The sequence below is a fragment of the Sinorhizobium arboris LMG 14919 genome (genome assembly GCF_000427465.1).
GTDB classification, from domain to species: Bacteria; Pseudomonadota; Alphaproteobacteria; order Rhizobiales; family Rhizobiaceae; genus Sinorhizobium; species Sinorhizobium arboris.
Genome location: NZ_ATYB01000009.1, coordinates 292,264 through 305,692, shown reverse-complemented (window position 1 = coordinate 305,692; position 13,429 = coordinate 292,264). Strand labels below are relative to the sequence as shown.

12 protein-coding genes are annotated in these 13,429 nt (G+C 63.0%); 2 read left to right on the top strand and 10 right to left on the bottom strand.

Annotation, left to right across the window (positions count from 1 at the left end; genetic code table 11):
• Positions 1-14 precede the first annotated feature (14 nt).
• From SINAR_RS0109270 to SINAR_RS0109255, 4 genes are all read right to left on the bottom strand, one after another.
• Complete coding sequence (locus SINAR_RS0109270) at positions 15-962, bottom strand: ABC transporter permease (RefSeq protein ID WP_027998838.1); 948 nt, start codon at positions 960-962, stop codon at positions 15-17.
• Positions 959-1,906 (bottom strand): ABC transporter permease, encoded by a 948-nt coding sequence (locus SINAR_RS0109265; protein WP_027998837.1) that lies wholly within the window; start codon positions 1,904-1,906, stop codon positions 959-961. The genes SINAR_RS0109270 and SINAR_RS0109265 overlap by 4 nt, the downstream gene beginning before the upstream one ends.
• Entirely contained in the window at positions 1,903-3,351 is a 1,449-nt protein-coding gene (locus tag SINAR_RS0109260) for a sugar ABC transporter ATP-binding protein (protein ID WP_027998836.1), read from the bottom strand. Before SINAR_RS0109260 ends, SINAR_RS0109265 begins: the two co-directional genes overlap by 4 nt.
• A 73-nt stretch (positions 3,352-3,424) precedes the next feature.
• On the bottom strand, positions 3,425-4,441 hold the full coding sequence (locus SINAR_RS0109255; RefSeq protein WP_027998835.1) for an ABC transporter substrate-binding protein: 1,017 nt from the start codon (positions 4,439-4,441) through the stop codon (positions 3,425-3,427).
• A gap of 274 nt (positions 4,442-4,715) precedes the next feature.
• Between SINAR_RS0109255 and SINAR_RS0109250 the strand changes: the two genes are divergently transcribed.
• Both SINAR_RS0109250 and SINAR_RS0109245 read left to right on the top strand, forming a co-directional pair.
• The gene (locus SINAR_RS0109250) at positions 4,716-5,963 is read left to right on the top strand and encodes a GAF domain-containing sensor histidine kinase (protein ID WP_027998834.1); all 1,248 of its coding nucleotides are present in this window, start codon (positions 4,716-4,718) and stop codon (positions 5,961-5,963) included.
• Positions 5,960-6,682 carry a response regulator transcription factor gene (locus SINAR_RS0109245; protein WP_027998833.1) on the top strand — a complete coding sequence of 241 codons (723 nt, stop codon included), beginning with the start codon at positions 5,960-5,962 and terminating at the stop codon, positions 6,680-6,682. Before SINAR_RS0109250 ends, SINAR_RS0109245 begins: the two co-directional genes overlap by 4 nt.
• Positions 6,683-7,161: 479 nt before the next feature.
• On the opposite strand, the gene SINAR_RS0109240 is transcribed toward SINAR_RS0109245, so the two are convergent.
• From SINAR_RS0109240 to SINAR_RS0109215, 6 genes are read right to left on the bottom strand one after another with little or no spacing between them, the layout of a single operon-like run.
• Positions 7,162-8,220, bottom strand: a complete 1,059-nt coding sequence (locus tag SINAR_RS0109240; RefSeq protein WP_027998832.1) for a Gfo/Idh/MocA family protein — start codon at positions 8,218-8,220, stop codon at positions 7,162-7,164.
• 12 nt (positions 8,221-8,232) lie between these two features.
• On the bottom strand, positions 8,233-9,084 hold the full coding sequence (locus SINAR_RS0109235; protein ID WP_084617241.1) for a sugar phosphate isomerase/epimerase family protein: 852 nt from the start codon (positions 9,082-9,084) through the stop codon (positions 8,233-8,235).
• Between the two features lie 10 nt (positions 9,085-9,094).
• A complete protein-coding gene (locus SINAR_RS0109230; RefSeq protein ID WP_027998830.1) occupies positions 9,095-10,489 on the bottom strand; it encodes a CehA/McbA family metallohydrolase in 1,395 nt (464 codons plus the stop codon).
• Between the two features lies 1 nt (position 10,490).
• A complete protein-coding gene (locus SINAR_RS0109225) occupies positions 10,491-11,600 on the bottom strand; it encodes an ABC transporter ATP-binding protein (RefSeq protein ID WP_027998829.1) in 1,110 nt (369 codons plus the stop codon).
• Positions 11,601-11,606: 6 nt separating this feature from the next.
• Entirely contained in the window at positions 11,607-12,437 is an 831-nt protein-coding gene (locus SINAR_RS0109220; protein WP_027998828.1) for a carbohydrate ABC transporter permease, read from the bottom strand.
• A complete protein-coding gene (locus SINAR_RS0109215; protein ID WP_027998827.1) occupies positions 12,434-13,345 on the bottom strand; it encodes a carbohydrate ABC transporter permease in 912 nt (303 codons plus the stop codon). Before SINAR_RS0109215 ends, SINAR_RS0109220 begins: the two co-directional genes overlap by 4 nt.
• Positions 13,346-13,429: the final 84 nt, after the last annotated feature.

The following is a 13,429-nucleotide window of genomic DNA, read 5'->3' as shown; positions in this document are numbered from 1 at the left end:
TGCAGTGTTTCCGTTTATCGCAGGTTCCGGCGACCGCCGGCGAGCATGATGACGCTGATGATGATGAGGCCGGTCATGATGAGGCGGATGCCTGCACCGAGCCCGTAGGTGTTGAGCATGGAAACCACCAGGAACATGAAGAGCGATGCGCCCCAGATGCCCGGCACGTTGGAATCGCCGCCGGCGACCGCGGTGCCGCCGATCACGACGACGGCGATCGACATCAGAAGATATTCCGTCCCCATGTTGAGCGCCGCGCCGCCGGAGAAGCAGGCGAGCAGATAGCCGCTGATCGAAGCGAGCACAGCACAGAACAGGTAGGTGACGAAGCGCGTGCCGTCGACCGGTATGCCTGCCATACGCGCGGCCGGCATGCTTTGACCGATCGCGGAGATCCAGCGGCCGTAGATCGTCTTCTCAAGCAGGATCCAGGCGATGATCGAGATCAGGAAAGCGACGATCGCCACGTTCGGTACGCCGAATGTATTCGAGGTGGTGAATTCCGCAAGCACGCTAGGGGGTTTGATGCGCAGACCGCGGTTCGTCCAGATCGCGCCGGACTGGACGATAAAGCTCATGGAGAGTGTTGCGATGATCGGGGGAATCCGCAGCGCCTTGATCAGCGTGTAATTGCAAAGACCGACGGCAAGACCGATGACGACGGCAAGAATCAGGCCGGGCACGATCATGCCGTTTTCGACATTCATCAGCTTTAGCGCCACGGTGCCAGCGAGCGTCATGGTGGCGGGAACCGAGAGGTCGATGTTGCCTGGACCGAGGGTGATGACGAACATCTGCCCGATGCCGACGATTACCGAGAAGGCGGCGAAGGTGAGCGCTGCCTGCGACAGCCCGAGCGTTCCGGCACCGCCCGTCACCATGATCGTCAGGAACCAGACGGTGAAGGCGGCAAGCCACGACCAGATCCAGGGTTTGCCGGACTGGCGGATGAGCGCATTCATCGGCGTTTCTCCCGTTTCTCGAGGCGGTTCAGCATCAGGCGCAGCGCGAGCACCACGATCAGGATCGCGCCCTGAGCGCCAATCTGCCAATCCGGCGAAATCCGCAGAAAGGAGAGGAATGAGCCGGCAAGCGTCAGCGTCAGCGCCCCGATTACGGCGCCGACCGGAGAGACGCGGCCGCCGATGAACTCGCCGCCCCCAAGAATGACGCCGGCGATGGACAGCAGCGTGTAGCGCAGGGCGATATTGGCATCGGCCGAGGTGGTCAAACCGACGAGAGCGATACCGGCCAGGACCGCAAAAAGGCCGGCAAGGCCATAGGCGGTGGCGCGCGCCGCGACAATCGACCAGCCGGCGCGCTCCACCGAGCGCTGGTTGCCGCCGATGCCGCGGATCAGAACGCCGAGGGAGGACCGCCTCACGATGAAATGCGCAACGGCGGCGATTATGATGCTCGCGACGATCGCCATCGGGACCAGAGGCGGTTTGACGGTCATCAACCAGCGCACCCAACCGGGCGCCTGCCCGCCCGGGGCCGGCAGCAACAGCACCGCAAGGCCGCCCCAGACGAAGCTCATGCCAAGGGTTACGACGATGGAGGGCAGGTTGCGCAGATGGATGACGACGCCGAGCGCCGCATAGGCTGCGACGGCGCCGGCGAGTATCAGGATGCCGATTGCCGGCGCATCCCGCAGGAAAGTCGCGGTCACGCAGGCAACGAAGCTGACGAAAGCGCCCATCGAGAGATCGAGATCGTTCACCGCCATCACGAGCATCTGGGCGATCGTCGCGAGCGCGATCGGCACAGCCAGGTTGAACAGCAGGTTCAGCCCGATATAGCTCATGGCACGCGGTTGCAGCCAGAACACCGCGGCCAGCAGCAGCGTCAGCGATAATGCGGGAATGGCGAGCCGCATAGCGTCGGAGGATAGGCGGAACGTCATGCAGCCCCCTCGAAGGAGGCAGAGATGATGTTCGCCTCGTTGACGGCATCGCCGACGAGTTCGGCCGTGATGCGGCCCTCACGGAACACATAGACGCGGTCGCAGAGGCAGACCTCCTCCATCTCCGTCGAATACCAGATGAAGGTGCGGCCGCGTGCCGCCTCCTCGCGGATGATCGCGTAGACCTCCTGCTTGGTTCCGACGTCAACGCCGCGCATCGGATCGTCCATCAGTACGATCGGTGCGCGCGTGGCAAGTGCGCGGGCGAAGAGCACCTTCTGCTGGTTGCCGCCGGAAAGCGACAGGATGCGGTTGGCCAAATCGGGCGTGCGGATTTCGATCCTTTCTTTCCAGGCCGTTCCTCTCGTTCTTTCGCCAACCTCGAGAACGAGACCGCGGCGAGACATGTCGCCGAGCGAGGCGATGGAGAAGTTCCGCAGGATGCTCCACAGTTCGAACACTCCGTTGAGGCGGCGGTCGCCGGCGACGAAGGTGACAAGCGGATCACGCTTCGGCAGCCAGTTGCCGGACCGGGCGGCATGCAGCGCCAGGAGGAGCTCGGTCTGTCCGTGGCCTGCCAGGCCAGCGAGGCCGATGATCTCGCCGGTACGCGCCTTGAAGGAAAGTCCCGCTGCCTGATGGGACAGAACCATCGGCGCAACGGACCGGTCGCGGACCGGGCGCTGTACGGTTTCCGCTTTCGCGACGCTCCCCATGGCCTCCACGAGTCCGTGATGGTCGAAACCGTGCGCCGGACGTTCGGCGACGACGCGGCCGTCCTTCATGACGACGATACGGTCGGAGGTTTCGAGAACTTCGTGCAGGATATGCGAGATGAAGATAACGGATCCGCCCCCGGCGATGAAGCGGCGGACATGGGCGAGCATCTGGCGGGCGAGGCTTGCGTCAAGCGACGATGTCGGTTCGTCGAGGATCACCAGCCGCGGCGGCGGGCCGGCGTCGGAAAAGGCCATGGCGATCTCGACCATCTGCCGTTCGGCGATCGAAAGATCTCCCACGGCCCGGCTGCTTTCGATGCCATGTCCTGGGAAGACGACGTCGAGGCTCTTCTCGATGATCTTCGCGGCGCGCGAACGCCAGCCGAAACCGCCGAGAGCGCGGTGCATCAGGCGGGTGTTTTCGACAATGGAGAGGTTGGGACAGAGGGACAGCTCCTGAAAGACGCAACGCACGCCGCGGGCCCGGGCTGCATTGATGCCGTAGCGCTCCTGCCGCTCGCCGTCACTCGTGACGGTTCCGACATGCGGCGTGAGGCTGCCGTTGATCACGCTGACGATCGTGGACTTGCCGGCGCCATTGTGCCCGACGAGCCCAACGCATTCGCCGCGCATGACCCGAAGCGTGACGCCGTCGAGCGCCTTGACGGCGCCGAAGCTCACTTTGGCGCCGTCGACCTCAATGATCGCCTTCGCTACGTCGTCCATCATGCTCGCCATCATCTGCTTGAACAGGCTGCCGCGCGGCAAGTCTACGGCCGCGCGGCAGTCGCCGGGAGGCCTACTTTGCCGACTCGATGACCTTGATGGCGTCCTCCTGCGTGTACTCCACGTTGGCGACCCCACCGGCCTGGGTATTGGCGAGGTTCGTCTCGAGATTGTCCTGATCTATCCGCAGGAAGGGAACGACGAGATCCTTCTGGACCTCCTTGCCGTCGAGGATCTGCTGGGCGACCCAGAAGGCGAGCGTGGAGACACCAGGCGCTATCGAAACCGACATGGTCTCATAGCCGTTCGCATCCTTCTGCTCCTTCCACCACTTCAGTTCATCTTCGCGATTGCCCATCACGATAATCGGCATCTTACGGTCGGTCGCGGCGATGGCCTGCGCGGCACCGTAACCGTCTCCGCCCTGCGTCACCACCCCGACGATGTCAGGCAAGCTCGGCAGAATGCCGGCAACGGCCTTCTGCGCAACGTCCTGCGCCCAGTCTCCGTGCACGGAGCCGGCGATCGAGAACTGTGGGAACTGCTTGACACCCTCATGGATGCCGGCCGAGATCTCGTCGTCGACGAATACGCCGGCAAGCCCGCGGATCTCGAGCAGCTTGCCGCCTTCCGGAAGTTTACTCGAAAGATACTCGACCTGACTGCGGCCCATTTCCTTGAAGTCGACGGCGATGCGCCAGGCGCATGGTTCCGTCACGATGCCGTCGAATGAAACGACGGTAATGCCGGCATCGCAGGCCTCCTTGACCGCGCCGTTCAGCGCAGTCGGTGAGGCGGCATTCAGCACAATAGCATCATAGCCCTGCAGGATCATGTTCTGGATCTGCGCGGCCTGTTCCGTCGCCTGGTTTTCGGCGGTGGTGAAGGCGTCGGCCGAGGCGACGACGCCGGCCTTCACGGCTTCGCCTGTCACCTTTTCCCAGCTCGTCAGCATGGCCTGGCGCCACGAATTGCCGGCATAGTTGTTCGAAAGGGCGATCTTCTTGGCCGAGGTGTCGGCAAATGCGGAAGCTGGCATCGCGGCGCAAGCGATCGCGGCCGATGCCAGAAGCATCTTACGGATTGTCATGTCTCTCTCCCTCATGATCGCCTAGCAGGCGGATCGCTTCACCCGCCCGGATAATCGGGTTCGAGTGAGATTGTTCTTGCACTGAGCTTCCTCCTCTCAGTAAGGGCAGGATGCGGGAGATCGACGGACCTGTACAGGCGCAAGGCGGCAAGATGTTTGCGGGTTTTGCGGAACAAGCTGCGGGTTTACGCAAGACGGCGGCGCTCCCGCAAGCGCTTACTGGTGAAGCGACTGCGGCGGGTTGAGGAGCCTGCCGTTTCTGGAGGAAACCACCATGCTGCATTCCGCACCCGCAGCCATGTTCGAACATTATCTCGGCATTTCCCGGCTGCTTGCGGGCCAGCTCGACTTTCGCTCGGCCATTCGCTCCGTCGCCGCAGAGGTCGCCCACATCATCCCGCACGACCATCTCGATGTCTGCGTGCTCCTCGAGGACGGCAACTATCACACCGCCTACGAGACGGGCATCGAGACCGCCTGGGGCGAACTCGCCGGCGCACCTGTCGTCAACAGCCCCATCCGTTCCCTGCTTTGGGGCGAAGTGGATTTCCTGCTGACCGATGATGCCATGACGGATCCGCGGTTCCATTTCGAGGGCGCGTTCCAGCGGCCGATCGTCGAACAGTCGCTGAGGAGCCGCCTGCATGTGCCGATGAAGGTGCAGGGCGCTATCATCGCGGCGCTCTCATGTTCCTCGCAGGAAGCCGGTGTCTATACGATGGACGACGTCGCGCGGGCCCGCATCATCGCAGACCTTCTGACGCCCTATTTCTTCGCGCTGCGGGCGGCCGAGCAAGCGCAACGGTCGGCGATCGTGGAGGCAGAGGCGCGTGCTCGCGAAGAGGGACTGCGGCTAGGTGCGTTGAAACTTACCGAAGCGTTGGAGCATGAGCGCCAACGCATCGGCATGGACCTGCACGACCAGACCCTCGCCGACCTCACGCGTCTCGCGCGCCGGATCGATCGGCTGTCGCGCAACGGCGAGGTGGCGCCGGAGGCACTGGAGCCCGTCTCCCGCTCCCTGCAGCATTGCATGCAGGACCTGCGACAGATCATCGAGCAGGCGAAACCTTCCGTTCTCCAGCTCTTTGGGCTTAGCCAAGCCATCGAGCACCACCTGGACCGCTCGACGCGAGACACGGGCTCCGTCATCGAATGGGGCCTTGCCGACGAGACGAATGGCGCGCTGGAGCGGCTGGAGCCGACCGTCATCGTCGCGCTGTTCCGCATCGCTCAGGAGGCGATCAACAATGCCGTGCGCCACGCTGCCCCGCTCGCCGTCAAGGTGCGGCTAGGCGCCGACGGCGAGCGGTTGTCGATCGAGATTTCCGACGATGGAACCGGACTTGCGAAAACGCGGGGTCGGATCGGCGAGGGCATCGACAACATGAAGACCCGGGCGCGACTGATTTCCGCGCGTTTCACGATTGGTCCCGGCCATAATAATCGCGGAACCGTAGTCCGCGTGGTGCTGCCGCTCGCGCCAAACGACGCGGGCTCGATTGAGGGGAGGGCGGAATGAAGGTTCTGATCGTCGAGGACGACCCGCTGCATCGCTCCTACCTGCATGAGGCGGTCAATGCCGCCCTGCCGGAATGCGACATTGTGATCGAGGCGGAAAATGGAACCGTCGGCGAGAAGCTCGCCCGCGAGCACAGATCGGCGCATATCGTCATGGATCTCCAGATGGCGAGCCGCAACGGCATCGAGGCGGCGCGCACGATCTGGAAGGAGCGGCCGGAGACCCGCATTCTGTTCTGGTCGAACTATTCGGACGAGGCCTATGTGCGCGGTGTTTCGCGCATCGTTCCGGATGGAGCCGCCTATGGGTACGTTCTGAAATCCGCTTCCGACGAGCGGCTGAAGCTTGCACTGCGCTCGATCTTCGTCGAGAGCCAATGCGTCATCGACCGCGAGGTGCGGGGTCTTCAGCAGAAGAGCCTCGGCCAGACGAACGGGTTTACCGATTCCGAATACGAGATCCTCGTCGATATCGCACTTGGTCTTACCGACAGGGCTATTGCCAGGCGCCGCGGCCTGTCGCTGCGCAGCGTACAGAATCGTCTGCAGCAGCTTTACGACAAGCTAGACGTCTACCAGGCCGCCAGCGACGACAATGACGACGGCCGCTTCAATCTGCGTGCCCGCGCCATCACGATCGCCTTCCTGCGCAAACTCCTGAACTACAGCGCCCTCGAGCGGGCGGAGGCGGAACTGCAGGAGTGGTTGGACGGAAAATAGTCTCCACAGGCGTTGCGAAACTTTCGGCCGGAGACGAATCCTTTTCCAATTCGCCGCCTTCAGCCCCGAACACTTCTCCCGAACGAGGACTGGCGGCGGGGTTTATCCAGACAGAGAGTGTGTTCTAGTACCAGCGTCCTCGACCGTACCAGCCGCCTCCCAATAGAAGAAGAATGAGAACGATGATCAGAAGCGTAGTGAGATCCATCTGGGCCTCCTGGAGTCGCTCTGGATGTTGGCTTTATCCAGTATCGGCAACGCCTTCGAGCAAAGTTGGTTCCATACGGTCGATGGAGAGGGATTGTGACGGCGTGCGCGCCAGGCTTCATCACGTCACGGTCACAAACGCGGTGCGCCACATACGCGGGGAACCATTGGGGCCGAACCCCTCCATAACGGTCAGCGCGCCTGGGCAGTGCCGAAGTCGGCGTTCCGAGTAGTTGCGAGATATCACGATCGAGCAGTAGAGCGGAAAGCTCTCAAAAATGCCGCCCAACCGCGGCGAAGAGCTCAAGGTCGGCAAGAGAGTCCTCGAGATCGCTTTTTGGGCGTGTCCCTTGCGTCACGCAGTCATGGAAGGCGCCGAGTTCCACCCGGAAGGCATCCTCGTAGAATGGCCCGATGATCTCGGTGCCGGTCTCGGCGTCGGTGGAGCTGGTGATTTCGAGCTGGGTCGGTAGGTTGCGGATATAGGGCGTATCGTAATTGATCTTGTATTGGCGGTTCTGCGTCAGCACCTCGATGCCGGAATCGAAGCGCGCGACGTCGTGGATCACCGCCTCGTAGACCGCGGTGAAGTGACCGTAGTCGAAGAGCACCACCAGCGATTCCCCGCCAGATTGCCGCGCCGCCGCCACACCCTTCGGCCGGCCCAATAGCTCGCGCATGGCGGAAAAGCTGTGCGACGACAGTCCGGTCAGTACCTGATAGGCGCGCACCGCATGATCCGGGCGATCCTCGCCCATCACTTCCCGTAGAAGCGCCTGCGTCCGTGCGCGGCCCTCAGCGATGACGGCCGCGGAAACATCCGTGGCACGCACGATGTGGCGCGTCTGTTCGACGAAGAAGCGCGACTCGCGGATCAGGTCGCGGATCCGGACATGGCGGATCTCGTCGATGGGAGGCATACGCTTTTTGAGTTCCAGAAACGGCCGGGCGTAGCGACGCATATAGCCGACGAAGACGGTCTTCGGGTTGTTTCTGTTGCGCTCTATGAGTGGAAGAAGCTCGCGTCGCGTGAGGCAGACCGGTTTCTCGATGAAGACGTGTTTGTTCGCTTCCATCGTTTGGCCAAGCAGCTCCGAATGCAGGTAGTCCGGGGCGAGGATGAACACCGCATCGATATCCGGGGCAGCGAGCATTTCCTCGACGCGGGTGGTGCGAAGGCGGGCGCCATAGCGCGTGCCAATAGCCTCGACAAGCATAGGCGAGACGTCGCAGACGCCGGCGATCCGGAAGCCGGGGTGATCGGCGAGGAGGGGTAGATGCATGAGCTGGGCGACCTCGCCCAGTCCGATCAGACCGACAGAAATCTGCATCGGCGACTTCTCCTAGATCAGAAGTTTCAGGAATTCGGCGTTACGCTTTGCGAGTTGGGCAGGGCCTTCGCACATGACCTCGAAATAGTCCTGCTCGACAACCACGGGACCGGGGAAGCGGCGTTCCTTCAGCATCCGGGCCACTGCGGCGATATCGACGGCACCGTCCGGAAGCGGGCACATCGCGCCCGCTTCGAAGGCTTCGCGCACGGTCAGGTCCCCGGCGAGCATGCGCGCACGCACGCTTGCGTCGACATTCTTCAGGTGCATGCAGTCGATGCGGTCCCAGACCTTTTCCATGTGGGCGAGCGGGTCCTGATTCCAGAAGGCGTGGTGGCCCGTATCGAAGCAGAGGTGAATTTCCGTATCCTGCAACAGGCGATCGATCTGCTCCTCGAACTCCACCGCCGTCGCCACATGCGGATGAAAGGCCAGCGTGATGTTGAACCTTTCAAGAAGCAGCGCCCGGGTGTCCCGCAGCGCACCTGTCATCGCCCGCCACTGCGTGTCGGTGAGCCGGCCAACTGCATGTGACGGATAGACGTTGCCCTCGTCCATGAGCGTAAGGGAGCGGGCGCCGAGGGCATGAAGCAGCTTGCCGATCTTCTCGGCATCCGCAAGCAGCTGCGGGCCGCTGTGAGGATCGGAAAATGTATGCACGTGCACCGTGCCCACGAGTTCCAGGTCCCTGGCGGCAAGCGCATCCTGCAAAGCTGCCGGATCGGTGGGCAGGAAACCGTAGGGGCCGAGTTCGGTGCCCCGGTAACCGGCTGCGGCAACTTCGTCCAGATATTGCGAGGCGCTCACGCGCGGATTGTCGGGATAGAAGATGCCCCAGGAACAGGGGGCGTTGGACAGGAGCATGCGGGCACTCCTATGGCGCGAAATAGACGGGATTTGAAATTGCGCGGCGCAACGGTTCGGCCTCGAGTTCCGCTTCGGTCAGGCCCCAGGGAAGGGGGCCATTACCGATGGCGGCGCGAAACTCCTCGACGAGTGCGCCGTGGCTGGCATGAGCGAGAATTTCGCAACGCAGGAATTCTTGCGGGACGGCTTCGAGAACGAACGTTTGGTCGACCGTGTCGATTTGCATGCGCGCGATCTCGCCGGTCGCGTCGTACCAGGCCAGGACGTCGCCCGCCGCACCGGTGACATGCGCCTCCGCGCGTCCGCCCGAAACGGTCGCACCCATCGGCGCGCCATCGACGGTCAGCGCAAGATGTGGGCCGCGAGGGCCTTCGGTGACGTAGCCGTGCCCTGCCTTCATTGCGGCGAGCACGGCGTCTTCGGAGAGTTCCGGCAGCCACAGAACCGTCGTTGGACGGGCAAGCACCAAAGGCCCCTCCGGCAGCAATCGGGCGGGCTGGTGATAGTCGCTGCCGCCGATGGCAGACAATTTGCAGCCCGAAGCGAGCCGCTCCTGATAGCGTCTGAGCGATATCCAGTTGCGGGCAAACCACGCCTGCTGCCAGACCTCCATGCAGTCGGCGCGCGGCCACTCGTAATTCCAGGGGATAGCCGGCTTGTCGTGGTTGATCGAAAGCAATCCACCCTTCCGGTGCACGATCTGCGATAGCCTCAGCGCGTCCTCGCGGCCGGTCATGCGGAAGTCGATCCAGTCGTCGACGCCGAAGACATTGGCGTGGCCTTCGGCCGTGGTCACCTCCATGGCGCGCACGAAGACGAGGTCGGGTGAGGAGTGGGTATGGAAATAGCGCCGCTGGGTGGTCGTGTTGTGGTCCGCCACGGCGAGAAAATCGAGCCCGGCCTGCCTCGCCGCGGCATGCAGGAGTTCCGGGCTGCCTTTCGCATCCGAGTGGAAGGTGTGGCAGTGCAGGTCTCCCCTGTACCAGCCGGCTCCGTTTCGAACGGGGCGCGGGCGCAATGGCTGCGGCGCATGCGGACGCGGCGCGTCGTCGAAGGCGACGGTCAGTTCCAAGTCGACGCCGTGATCGGGAACCCTGTAGAGACCCAGCATCACCCGCCATGTCCCGGCCGGCATCTCGCCGTGCACATAACCGGGCGTGGCGTCATCGGTTGCCACGAAGAAGCAGTCGCGCGCGCCGCCACTCCAGCCGCGAAAGCCCTGCTCACTCGGGAAGTCGCCAAGCCGCGGATCGGCGCAGCCGAGATCGATGATGCAGTCGCCGGCCTTTTCGTAGCGCATCGTCACATCGAGCCGGGTCGTGCCCGGGGGAACGTCGAACGGCACGTAGAAATAGGGCGAACGCGCCTTGTCGACTGTCGTCAGATGCAGGTTGTACTGCATTTCAGACCTCTTCCCCGTTCATGGGAATCCGAGCGCCAGTCGGATCGAAAAGGTGGATGTGTTCGGAGGAAAAGCCGAGCGTCACGGTCGTGTCGAGCGCGATCACGTCGTCGGTGAAGATCCGGGCGGTAAATCGCGCGGCATCGTCCCGCTCGAGCGTGACGAGCTTCTCCGGCCCCATGTTTTCGTTGGCGAAGAGCTGGCCGGTGATCGCGTTTGCTTCTCCGCCGCGCGCGATCGCCAGATGCTCGGGGCGAACGCCGAGGGTCAGCTTGCTGTTGTTTTTCAATGCCGCCGCGGCCGCGCGTGAGACCGGGAGCGGCGCGACGGAAACCCTGTCCGCTTTCAGCTGGAGCGCACCGTCGGCGATCATCGCCTCGACCGGCAACAGGTTCATCGGCGGGCTGCCGACGAAATTGGCGACGAAAGTGGTGGCTGGCCGGCGGTAGACCTCCATCGGCGGCGCATATTGCACCACCTTGCCCGCATCCATAACGGCGACCCGGGTGGCAAGCGCCATGGCTTCGGCCTGGTCGTGGGTGACATAGACCGCCGTCATTCCCATGTCGCGCTGCAGATGGTTCAGGAAACCGCGCGCCTCCAGCCTGAGCTTCGCGTCGAGATTGGAGAGCGGCTCGTCGAAGAGGTAGACCTCGGACGGATAGACCAGCGCGCGCGCGAGCGACGTGCGCTGCTGCTGCCCGCCGGAAATCTGCGAGGGCATGCGTTCCATGAGGTGGCCGATCTTCAGCACATCCGCCACTTCGCGGGCCCGTGCATGGCGCTTGGTTTCCTTTTCGCCGCGCACCTTCAGCGGGTAAGCGATGTTGTCGGCGAGGTTCATGTGCGGGTAGAGCGCGTAATCCTGGAAGACCATCGAGATCTTGCGGTCCTTCGGATGCAGGAAGGTGACGTCGCGGTCGCCGATCAGAAGTTGGCCGGATGTCGGCGTCTCCAGGCCGGCGATCATGCGCAGGGTCGTCGTCTTGCCGCACCCGGAGGGGCCGAGCAGGCATACAAATTCGCCGTCATCCATTTCGAGGTTGAGATCCGAGACGGCGACAAACTCGCCGAATTTCTTGGTGATGCTTTTGCAGCGTATGGAAGCCATGGAACCTTAAGCCTTGATACCGCCGAAGAACCGGAAGCCGAACTTCCAGCTCACGAACAGGTAGAGAATGACGACGGGAAGGGAGTAGAGCAGGGAATAGGCGGCAAGCAGCGTGACGATCGGGGTCCCCGCCTCCGAGTAGAAGGAATAGATCGCCACTGAAGCGGGCATCTTTTCGCTGGAGCGCAGCAGGATGAAGGGAATGAGGAAGCTTCCCCAGATGCTCACGAATGCCCACACGACCACGACCACGACGCCCGGACGGATGACCGGCAGCGCCACGTCGAAGAAGGCCTGGACCGGCGAGGCTCCGGCCACCATGGCGCTCTCCTCGTAGCTCTTCGGGATGCTGTCGATGAAATCACGCAGGATGAACATGGCGGTCGGTAAAAGCCCGCCGGCGAATACGAGGATCACCGCGATTTGCGTGTCGATGAGGCCGATGCCGTTGATGATGAGGAAGATCGGCACCATCGCGGCCGATCCCGATACGACGGAGGAAAAGAGCAGCAGGATATAGGTGATGACGCTCTTGCCGGGGATCGGCGAGCGCGACAGGGCGTAGGAGGCAAGCGTGGCGCCTGCACCCACGAGGATGACGCCGCCGACGCTCTGGACGAGCGAGTTCCAGAGGCCGCGCATTGCGAAGCCGTTCTGGAAGACGGCCTCGAAATTGGCAAGCGAGAACGGCTCGGGAATGGAAAACCCCAACTCGGCGCGCGGGTTGAAGGGCGCGAAGATGAACCAGACGAGCGGCAGGGCGAAAAAGGCCCCGATCAGCGCAGTTGCCAGTGAAAAGCCGATTCGGGTGAAGTAGAGGCCAAGATAGCGTGTCATGCAGCCACCCCCTTGGCGCGACGGCGCATCACCCAGAGATAGAAGAGGGCGAAGACGAGGTTTATCAGCATGACGACCACGCCGACAGCCGCACCCTTGCCGAAATCGAAATCGCGGAAGGCGATGCGATAGGTGTAGATAGGCAGGATCTCGGTGCGGTAGGACGGTCCCCCGCTCGTCAGCAGGAACGGCGTGAAGACGTTGAAGCTCCACATGGTGATGAGGATCAGATCGGTAACCACATGGCCGCGGATGAGCGGCAGGCCGATATCGCGGAACTTCTGCCAGCTCGAAGCGCCGGCGACGTCCGCTGCCTGAAAATAGCTCGGCGGAATCGAGGAGAAGGCGGAATTGAACAACATCATGGAGAACGCCGTGCCGCGCCAGGTGTTGAAGACGACGACCGCCCAGAAGGGAAAGGACAGGAGCCAGTCACCCGGCGGGAAGCCCAGGGCTTCCATGATCATGTTGAGCGTACCGTTCTCATAGTCGAGAAAGGCGAACCATGCGAAGGCGATCACGACCTCGGGAAGGATCCATGCACCGATCGCCACCGCCTCGGTCACATGCTTCAGCGATCTGGGCACCGACTGCAGCATCCACGCGAGCACCATGCCGAGTGCGGCCTGGCCGACGACCGCCGACAGGAGAACGAACTGAATGGTAAGGATCAGCGAGGAGCCGAATTCGCCGCGGGTAAGAAAGGTGGCTGCGTCGAAGAGCGAGAAATAATTGGCGAGCCCTACGAAGTCCGGGTTCAGCGCCGTGCGGCCCAGCAGCGAGCGGTTGGTGAACGACACATAGATGACCCAGAAGAACGGCGCGATCACGAAGGCGCCGATCAGCAGTCCCGCCGGAGTGAGAAATGCGACCCCGGTGCCGCGGGATAGAAGGGAAAAGGATTTCATCCGACCTCCTGCTTCCGCGCACGGGGGCGTCTCCTGCCGGCCCCACATGCGCGGAGGATTGTCATGTCTGCCGTGGGGGATCCG